Raw genomic sequence first — 10,369 nt, 5'->3', positions numbered from 1 at the left:
TATTGAGTACCTCCTCTGTTAGTCTTATTTTGTTAGGGGTAACTTGCTTACACCCAGTATTCTAACAGGAGGTACTCGTCTTTTCAAAGTTCATTTGATTTCAATACAGGAATGCTCCAATATTTAAGTAAGCTGTTTTAAGTAATACCTGCTTCTATGGTATTAATCTCTCAGATAGATTAAAGCTTAATCCTATAACTTAAATTATCTAAACAGTACTTTAGAAAAAATAGATAGCTAATTGAAAAAATTAAACACCACTCTTACTTAAAAATCTTCTAGACCTTTTAACATTAATTTATATGCTTCATACCATGTTTTTTCTTTTTCGAATAATTTCCTTCTTCTTATTGCAAATTGTAAACAAAGTAATTTAGACCATCTTTTTGACATGGCTGCAAACAAAACCCCTTTATCATAAAAATATTTATCTGTATATCCCTCAAACCAACTTGATCCACGATCGTTTGTAAGTATAGCAATTGCATCAGGTACGGCTATAATCTTTAATCCATGTTTTAAACAATCATATAAAAATAGTGTGTCCTCACCAGCACTATATTCTGCTCCTCCACCAAAATGCAAATTAAAAAATAACCCATGCTTTGTAATGCTTCTAGTTTTAAAAACTAACCGGGCTGCACCAAAACGCATAAAATTCCAATATCTAACCCTAAACTTCTTTTTAATTACATATCTACTGCTATTTCTTTCGAGTAAATTAAATATAATCACATCAACATCAGGGTTCTCTCTAAAATGCTTTTTTACAATATCTACATAACCGTCAACAAATATCATATCGTCATCTGCTATAATACTCAATTCAGCATCTGCTCTCATAAGGGCATTATTTCTATTTAATCCTACGCCTTTTTCCTTAAAACTCAAGTATTTAATACGATGTCCTTTATAGTCAAATTCTACGATCTCATTTCTATTACATTGATTCGCTACGATAGCATCTGACTGTATATTCATTTTTTCAAGCAAACTATAGTCATGTTGGTCAGTTGTAGCAATTAACACTTGAACATTCATGGACTAATCTCCTTTGAAGTTAACTATAATCTCCAATAACTATATCCTCGCTCTTCAATAGCTTTTTTATCAAAGATACTTTTCACATCAATAATAATTTTTTCATTATTACTAAAGTTACCAAATAATGCATCCATTTGATCAAAGCTCATATTCTTAAATTCGTCATGGGCTACAGCAAAAACAAGACAATCAGCATCTTTTATGTCTTCTATATCAACTAAATCTATGCCATACTCTTCTTTAGCATCATTCTTATCCGCAAGCGGATCATAAACTATTGGTTCGTTTCCATATTCTTTTAATCTTTTAATAATATCTATAACTTTAGAATTTCTAGTATCAGGACAATTTTCTTTAAATGTGATACCTAAAATAACCACTTTTGCTTTCTTAACTACTTTATCAGCAAGTATTAATTTTTTTATAACTGCATCTGCTACAAACTCACCCATGCCATCATTAATCTTTCTTCCTGCAAGTATTATCTGGCTATGGTACCCCAATTTTTCAGCCTGATAAATAAAATAATAAGGATCCACTCCTATACAATGACCACCGACTAATCCTGGATAAAATCCCAATGCATTCCATTTCGTATTCATTGCTTCTATAACTTCTTTTGTATCTATCCCCATACGGTCAAAGACCATGGCTAGTTCATTCATAAAGGCTATGTTAATATCCCTCTGACTATTTTCTACAACTTTTGCAGCTTCAGCTACCTTAATTGAGCTAGCTTTGTGAACACCTGCCTCTATAATGAGTTCATAAACCATCGCAATTTCATTTAAGCTTTCTTCATCTATACCAGATACTATTTTTGTGATAGTTTCCAGTCTATTAACCTTATCTCCTGGGTTTATCCGTTCTGGAGAATAGCCAACTTTAAAATCAATACCACATTTTAAGCCGGATTCCCTTTCCAATATAGGTATACATATATCCTCTGTAACACCAGGATATACTGTTGATTCATAAACAACAATTGAGCCTTTAGTTAAGTTTCTACCAACTGTAGTGCTTGCAGCTTCTACCGGAGTAAGATTTGGGGTTTTATCTAGATTAATAGGGGTAGGAACAGCAACTATATGAAATTTTGCTTCTTTTAATCTTGTTTCATCTGAAGTAAACTCTACAGTAGTCTGTTTTATTGCCTCATCTCCTACCTCGTTTGTAGGATCAATGCCTTTCTTATATAAAGCTATTTTTTGTTCGTTTACATCATAACCTATAACATTAACCTTTTTTGCAAAGGCCACAGCTAAAGGCATTCCGACATAACCTAAACCAATTACTGAAATTTTTTCTTGTTTTTTACTATTTTCTCATATAAACTCACTTTTTTATCCTCCCCTTTTCAACTCCTTCGATTACATTTATTTTATTTTGAATATCAACAAAATTCAAAAGTGCACTTGCTAAATTATCTATTGTAAATTTTTTTATGTGCTTCTTGTTTGAAGTTTTAAGCTTTATTTTTCATAGTCTATAAAACAAGTATTTATAATTATAGGCATTATCGATTCTAATGATCAAATGATTTTAATAAAAAAGTATAAAACTTATTAAATGATTAAGCAAATATTATACTATACTACAATTTATATACACCCTCATAAAGACAAATATTTCTTGTGTCAAGTATAATTTTATCTTTTATTAGATCAATATTATCTTTAATATGATCGTGGGCTACCATTATAACTAAAATCTCTATCTCATTTATAAAGTCCTCAAAATTCATAAACTGATGATCCACGATTCTTTCTTTCACAAAGGGATCAAATACCTTAACGCCATAAGCCAGATGTTCATCCATTCTTTTTAACAGTTGAAGGGTTGGGCTTTCTCTGGTGTCATCTACATTCTCTTTATAGGTCAAGCCATACAGACCTACTTTAGAAACATCATGAATTTTATGTTCTCTCATAATATCTCTAATTCTTTTTAATACATAAGAAGGCATGGAATCATTAACTTTTCTTGCTGTCAAAATTAGATTTGTCAGATCTGGATAGTCCCCAACCAGGAACCAGGGATCTACTGAAATACAATGTCCCCCAACTCCAGGCCCTGGCTGTAAGATATTAACCCGTGGGTGTTTGTTGGCAATCCTGATAATCTCATATACATCCAAATTATCTGCTCTACAGATTTTAGCTAATTCATTTGCAAAAGCAATATTTACATCCCTATATGTATTTTCTACTACCTTAGTCATTTCAGCAGTTCTTATATCTGTTATTATAATTTCCCCTTTACAAAAAACTGAATATAAATCCTTCACTTTTTCGCCTATTTCCAAATCATCAACACCAATCGTTCTGGAATTATGTTCGAGTTCATAAATCATATTCCCTGGGATAATCCTTTCAGGTGCATGAACTAGATGTACATCCCGTCCTGTTACGAAACCTCTTTTACTTATTTCAGGCCTTATGTATTTATCTATAGTTCCAGGAGAAACTGTCGATTCTATAATCAATATAGAACCTTTCTCACATATATCTAAAATAGTATTTATAGCTGAAATAATATACCTTGGATCAAGCTTTTTTGTATCATTCATATAGGGTGTTGGTACTGCAATTATGTAAGTATCTGTTTTTTGATATTCGGTAGAAAATTCAATTCCATTGGCTAAAGCTTCTTGAAATAATTCATTTAATCCTTTTTCTTCAAAGGTTAATTCTCCATTTTGTAGAGATGTAATTAATTCTTCATTAATATCTGTACCAACTACCTTTACACCACTTTTGGCAAACATTAATGCCGTAGGTAAACCTATATAGCCCTGTCCTATAACGTTAATCATTTTTATTACCTTCCTTCTCCCATTCAATTACTAAAAAATAATTATTATTCCTTGTTTATATAAAAAATTTTATTTTTAAATATAACTTTCCATAACAGATATTAATTTCTGCGTTAAAACTTTATAATCAAAATCTCTGGCTCCTTGTTTACCATTCTGCCCCATTTTTCTATAAGTTTCTTCAGGCATTTCATAAACTTTTAAAATAGTTTTAGCTAATTCCTCAGGTGTATTTCTTTCCAATGATAATCCACAATTATATTTCTCTAATAGACAATATCCCATTTTTACAGTAGAAATAATCGGTTTACCAGATGCCATATATTCAAAAAGTTTATTGGAACTATTCCCTCTTGACCAATTATATTTCTGTGAATAATTTAAAATATTTACCGACGATCTACTCAGCACATATGGAATATACTTTTTATCCACATATCCTTTAAGTTTCACATTTGTCAGTTGTTCATTAATTACACGTTGTTTTAAATCTTCTAATTGATTACCATCACCATAGATAAGAAATTGAATATCCTTATAGTCTTTCAACAAACTAGCAGCATCCAGAATATTTCCTACATTATTTATAGGTCTAATAGCTCCGGTATATACTACATTAAACTTTTTGTTATTATTCAAATCGGGATCATCTAGGATATTGTTATTCATTTGCTTATAAAATTTTTCAATATCAACTCCATTATTTATATAATGGCACTTGTCAAGATTAATTTCTCCACCCTGTGCAATATCCCACTTATTATCAGTAATATAAGTATAATCTCCCTCTTTGAGAAATATAATCGCATCAGCTTCTTTGTATATCCAGCGTTCTCCTTTAAGAAGTAATTTACCTACAATGGTCTCTTTTTTTATTATTCCGTCCATGAAGAAAACTTCTGGCCACAAATCTCTAACTTCACAAATACAAGGAATCCCCAATTTTTTAGCAATTTTAATACCTGCAACCATTGTCAATGGATGTGGAGATGAGGCAATAATCAAATCAGGTTTTTGATGATTTTCTATATACTTTTTTGTAACCGTAAAAAGACGTTTATAATATACACCCATATTAATAATTCTTTTTATATAACTATCGCCATATGATGGAGTATTTATAAAGACAAAGGGAATATCACTATCATTATTTATTATATATAACCTTTTATCATCAATTAGATTTACATTTGCTAAATGTAAAAATGATGCTGCAAAAACCGTTACATTATATCCTTTATTTATTAGATTTACACCTAAATCATAAGGTCTAGTAAATCCATTGATATTAGGAGGTGTTGCGTAATGATGAAATATCCAAATATTCCTTTTTTTAATATTACCATTCATGTTCCTGCCTCTTTTCCCTACTTTTTAATTTGACAGAATTTCTAACATCCTTATCTTCTTCCTTCTTAACAACAGCAACAACAGTCCTAAGCATTGTCTTTATATCATTTATAAGGCTAAACTCTTCTATACTTCTTAAGTTATATTCCATCTTTTCAGGTAATACTTTATTCACATATACTTCATCTACACTAATGGCATTTGTCAATAATAATTCTTCATCTTTATATTGTATGCTTGCTTCTGATGTCACTCCTGCCGGCAATAATAAAGTTGCCAACATTTCATCCGTATATTTCTCTACATATTTGGGAACTTCTGGTCTCGTCCCAACAAAGCTCATATCACCGGTAATAATATTAAATAACTGGGGAATTTCATCTAGCCTATACTTTCTCAATACCCTGCCAACCCTAGTAATCCTTGCATCATCTTTCGCAGTTATCTGACCACCGATTTTGTCAGCATTATCAATCATCGTCCGGAATTTAAAGATTCTAAACCTTTTCCCGTATTGGGTTACTCTGGTTTGTCTGAACATAATAGGACCTTTTGAATCCACCTTAATAATAACACTTAAAATAATAAATAATGGTGAAAGAATAATCAACAGCATGAAGCCAAGAACAAAATCAAAAATACGCTTTAATACTAAGCTTACCCTTTTTTGAGATAGAATATCATAATATTCTTTTACCCGTTCATTTTTCATAAACTCAGGCAAATCTTCCCATTCTCTTAAAACCATCATTACCCCATCTTCATTTGCTTATAAACATAAAAATTAATTTATTACTTGATGCAAACTTGTACAGATATATTTTACCTCCTCATCCCTTAACAAAGTATGAAGAGGTAGAGTTATTTCATTTTTGTACTGGGCATAAGCATTAGGGTAATCTTTAATATCAAACCCCATCTTCTTATAAGCTGTCAATAACGGTAATGGTTTATAATGAACGTTGGTCGCAATCCCTTTCTGGGCCATTTGCTTAATTATTCTATTTCGCTCAGTTTCATTCTTACCAAGAAGTCTTACCATGTAGAGATGGCCATTGGATGAATAATCATCGCTAAAATGCTTTAAAAGCTCAACATTACAGTCCTTCAACCCTTCATTATACATAGCAATAATTTCTCTTCTTCTTTGTAATAAAGACGGATACCTTTGCAGCTGTCCAAGACCCAGGGCGGCCATAATATCAGTCATATTACACTTGTAACCCGGCATGAGAATATCATATTCCCAGCCGCCAATTTTCGCTTTGGTCAGGGCATCCTTTGATTGCCCATGCAAAGAAAGCAACATATATTGCCTGTAAATTTCCTCGTTATCAATTCCCGGGATATCCCGCCAAGTGACAGCTCCGCCTTCTGCTGTCGTCAGGTTTTTTACCGCATGAAACGAAAAACAAGTAAAATCAGCCACTTCCCCGCTTTTTCTTCCCTTGTATATTGAACCGAAGGAATGGGCGGCATCTGCTACAACTATTACTCGGTTAAAGGCCTCCTGCATCTCATTTTTCGGTTTAAATAAACTCTTTTTCTGCTCGACAATTTCAAACAATCGATCATAATCGCACATTACCCCGGCAATATCCACCGGAATAATGGCTTTTGTTCTTTCTGTAATTGCCTGTTCCAGTTGGTCATAATCCATTTGGTATGAATCTTTCGCTGTATCAACCAGAACTATTTTCGCTCCCACATGATGAATAACGCTTGCCGACGCTGTGTACGTGTAGGCGGAAGTAATTACTTCGTCCCCTTCGCCAATGCCCAGTAAACGCAGGGTAAGTTCCAACGCTGCGGTCGCCGAATTTAAACAAACCGCTTTCGAAGTATTGGTGTACTCGGCGATCTTCTTTTCAAAAAGTTTGGTTTTTGGCCCGGTGGTGATCCAACCGGACTTTAAGGTATCAATAACCTCATTAATTTCAATTTCCGAAATGTCCGGCGGCGAAAAAGAGATATTCACCTAAATCATCCCTTTGCATTGATTTTACCCAACCAAACAAATTTATCGATGTCATTGATGTCCTTCTCTTGTCAAATACTCCGTCATGGCCTCTTCCCAATTACGGAAGGTATTTAACCCAACCAATTTCAACATAAAATTTTCCAGTACCGAATAGGCCGGCCTTTTGGCCGGTAGGTTGAGCTCTTTGGTGCTGATTGGAATCACCCTTTTCTTGATCCCTTTTACTACCAATATCCTCCTGGCAAAATCATACCAGGTGCATTCCCCTTCACACGTTCCATGGTAAATACCGTAATAGTCGGTTTGAATTAAAGCCAGAATACATTTGGCAAGATCAACAGTACTGGTCGGGGTGCCTACCTGGTCATTGACCACTTTGAGTTCTTCCTTTTCCGAAGCCAATTTCAGGATCGTCCGGATGAAGTTAGCCCCGTCTCCATAGAGCCAGGCAGTACGAACGATAAAGTACCGGGGATTGGTCGTCATCACCAGTTGCTCGCCTAAAGCTTTACTCTTCCCATAAACACTTAGTGGGTTAACCGGGTCATATTCCCGTAAAGGGGTTCTTCCCGTCCCGTCAAAGACATAATCGGTCGACACCTGGAGGATCTTCGCACCGATGTTATAGGCCGCAACCGCTAAGTTCCGGGCACCATGGGCATTAACCCGAAACGCAGTCTGCTCATCAGTCTCGCAGGCATCCACCTTCGTGTAGGCAGCAGTATTGATTATAACGTCGGGCTTCTCCCGTTCCACCACATTCTTGACTTGTTGGGCATCGGTAATATCCAAGGTATCAACATCGGTCGCCACGACGTGAAACTCTTGGCGCCTCCGGTTGCGTACTTCAAACTGCCGGCATAATTCGCGCCCCAATTGCCCCTGACAACCGGTGACTAAAATCTTCAAGGTTCGAACCGCCTTTTATGTTTTCCAATCCTGCTTATATTTTATTATTTCGGAGCCCGTTTTGTTAAAGCCTGCCTTTATTCTGAACAGCACATGCTTCAACGGTCGCCCCCACTTCTGCTCGGGCAGCAGTAACCAACTGCGCACGCCAGTATTCACTCGGCGTATATCGAGGTATCATCTGACAGAGTTTTTCCACCACTTTAACCCGGTCAGCATTGGAAACCCATTTTTCAAGATAAGTTAAATCCTCCCAAAAACGTGCCGGGTTTAGATCATTGGGTTTACTGACAAAGATCCGCTCATGACGGGTCGCGTTGGTTCCTTCTTCGGAAGTAAGTATCTCTTCGTAAAGTTTCTCACCCGGCCGGATCCCACAAAATTGAATCTCAATATCTTTTCCGGGAACCAACCCGGACAAGCGAATTAAATCACGGGCCAAATCAAGGATCTTGACTGGTTCCCCCATATCAAGTACGAAAATTTCGCCGAACTCACCCATCGCCCCCGCTTGGATAACCAATGAAACCGCTTCGGGGATGGTCATAAAGAAGCGGACCATTTCGGGATCGGTCACCGTTACGGGCCCACCTTTCGCAATCTGGTGTTGAAAAAGGGGAATGACACTACCGCGACTCCCCAAGACATTCCCGAACCGGACCGCACAAAACTTTGTTTTACTCTCCCGGGCCAGCAGTTGAATGAGCATCTCCGCCACCCGTTTAGTGGCCCCCATGACACTGGTGGGGTTGACGGCTTTATCGGTAGAGATCATAACAAACCTTTTTACTCCATATTTATCCGACAACTCCGCCACATTTCGTGTCCCAAAAACATTGTTTTTCACCGCTTCATCAGGAGCGCTCTCCATCAAAGGGACATGTTTATGGGCAGCGGCATGAAAGACCACGGTCGGCCGGTATTCACGAAAGAACTGTTCCAAACGTCTGCGGTCCCGTATATCAATGATGACCGGTAATTTGGACAAGGCTGGAAAAGTCTCTTTTAGTTCCAGGTCAATCTCGTAAATAGAGTTTTCCCCGCGTCCGAGCAGAAAAAGACACTCCGGCTCAAACCGGGCCACTTGACGGCAGAGTTCGGACCCGATGGAACCGCCGGCACCAGTGACTAAAACCCGCTCCCCCTTCAAATAGCCGGCAATCTCTTCAATATTCAACCTAACCGGTTGACGACCTAGAAGATCCTCAATCTGTACCTCGCGGACCTGAGCAAGGGTGATTCTTTCCGTGCCCGAAGCCAACAGCCCCGGGATAATCCGAATGGGCAGTCCGGTTTCTTTGGCGAGGGCGACAATCTCACGCAATCTTTCATTCGAGGCCGAAGGAATCGCCACCAAGATCTCATCAATCTGATACTCTTTGACGGTATTTGGTAGTTGTTGGATACTGCCTACAACAGGAACACCATGCAGATAACGTTTAATTTTATTATAATTATCGTCAAGGATTGCTACCGGATGATAAGGAGTTGATTGTTGTTGCATCTCCCGAATGATTAAAGCCCCGGCTTGCCCGGCACCGATAATTAAAACGCGCCGACCATGTTTCCTGCCGCTTTCAAAAGCATTCAGTATTTCTTGCCGCAAGCGGATGGCAAAACGAGAACTCCCAATCAGGAGGATGTTAATGACTAACGAAATAAAGTGGATGCTCTTGGGGATTGATGGGGTAATAACGAACTGGTCCAATAAGAATAACAACAAAGAAGAAGAGGAAACCGCTTTTATGATTTGAATCATCTCGGGAAGGCTGGAATAACCCCAAAGGCTGTTGTACAAACCAAACACATAGAAACAGACCATGCGCAAAGAGGTAACCACCACGGCATAATATACCCAGTTGTTGCGATAAACAATAGGTATATTCCCTTCAAACCTTACAGTAAAGGACACCCATAAAGTCAGGTTGATAAATAATATATCAAAAAACATCAAAACCGATCGTTCGCGGTTAAGTTTCATCCCCATTCCCCTTTTTGACCAGTACTTCCGCTAATTCCAACACCCGATGTTTTTTCAACCAAAAATTATTAACCAAAAATAAAAAGTGAACGATATCGATCCACTTTATTTGCTTGCTTCATCTGATTGATTGTTTGTTACCTTCAACTGAGGTTTGTTGATAAAATAAAAGATGTGTCGAATTTCTATTTAACTCCAGGTTAATTATTCTCTTTTCCTTTTTAATTTCCTTTAAATTTCGTAGGCGATTTCAGGCTTTCACCTTCCGTCAGTGTATAATTAAGTTCGC

At 36.8% G+C, this 10,369-nt stretch carries 7 protein-coding genes and 1 pseudogene; all 8 read right to left on the bottom strand.

Translation table 11 applies throughout. The features are described 5' to 3' along the window. Window positions 1–267: 267 nt before the first annotated feature. The 8 genes and pseudogenes from G5B42_RS11175 to G5B42_RS11140 all read right to left on the bottom strand — a co-directional run bounded on the left by G5B42_RS11175 (window position 268) and on the right by G5B42_RS11140 (window position 10,050). Window positions 268–1,041: a glycosyltransferase family A protein gene (locus G5B42_RS11175; RefSeq protein WP_181340551.1), complete on the bottom strand. Its 774-nt coding sequence runs from the start codon at window positions 1,039–1,041 to the stop codon at window positions 268–270. A gap of 23 nt (window positions 1,042–1,064) precedes the next feature. Next, window positions 1,065–2,383: pseudogene (locus tag G5B42_RS11170) on the bottom strand (nucleotide sugar dehydrogenase). Between the two features lie 255 nt (window positions 2,384–2,638). Next, window positions 2,639–3,859, bottom strand: a complete 1,221-nt coding sequence (locus G5B42_RS11165; RefSeq protein ID WP_181340550.1) for a nucleotide sugar dehydrogenase — start codon at window positions 3,857–3,859, stop codon at window positions 2,639–2,641. 75 nt (window positions 3,860–3,934) lie between these two features. Next, entirely contained in the window at window positions 3,935–5,209 is a 1,275-nt protein-coding gene (locus tag G5B42_RS11160; protein WP_181340549.1) for a glycosyltransferase family 4 protein, read from the bottom strand. Then, the gene (locus tag G5B42_RS11155) at window positions 5,199–5,957 is read right to left on the bottom strand and encodes a sugar transferase (RefSeq protein WP_181340552.1); all 759 of its coding nucleotides are present in this window, start codon (window positions 5,955–5,957) and stop codon (window positions 5,199–5,201) included. The genes G5B42_RS11160 and G5B42_RS11155 overlap by 11 nt, the downstream gene beginning before the upstream one ends. 36 nt (window positions 5,958–5,993) lie before the next feature. Continuing rightward, entirely contained in the window at window positions 5,994–7,187 is a 1,194-nt protein-coding gene (locus G5B42_RS11150; RefSeq protein WP_181340548.1) for a DegT/DnrJ/EryC1/StrS family aminotransferase, read from the bottom strand. Window positions 7,188–7,238: 51 nt separating this feature from the next. Beyond that, window positions 7,239–8,099 carry a dTDP-4-dehydrorhamnose reductase gene (rfbD, locus tag G5B42_RS11145; protein WP_181340547.1) on the bottom strand — a complete coding sequence of 287 codons (861 nt, stop codon included), beginning with the start codon at window positions 8,097–8,099 and terminating at the stop codon, window positions 7,239–7,241. Between the two features lie 64 nt (window positions 8,100–8,163). Further along, the gene (locus tag G5B42_RS11140; RefSeq protein ID WP_231133538.1) at window positions 8,164–10,050 is read right to left on the bottom strand and encodes a polysaccharide biosynthesis protein; all 1,887 of its coding nucleotides are present in this window, start codon (window positions 10,048–10,050) and stop codon (window positions 8,164–8,166) included. Window positions 10,051–10,369 lie beyond the last annotated feature (319 nt).

Source organism: Capillibacterium thermochitinicola, assembly GCF_013664685.1.
Classification (GTDB): domain Bacteria; phylum Bacillota; class UBA4882; order UBA10575; family UBA10575; genus Capillibacterium; species Capillibacterium thermochitinicola.
The sequence above is the reverse complement of the archived record's forward strand: the minus strand, read 5'-3'. Positions and strand labels throughout refer to the sequence as shown.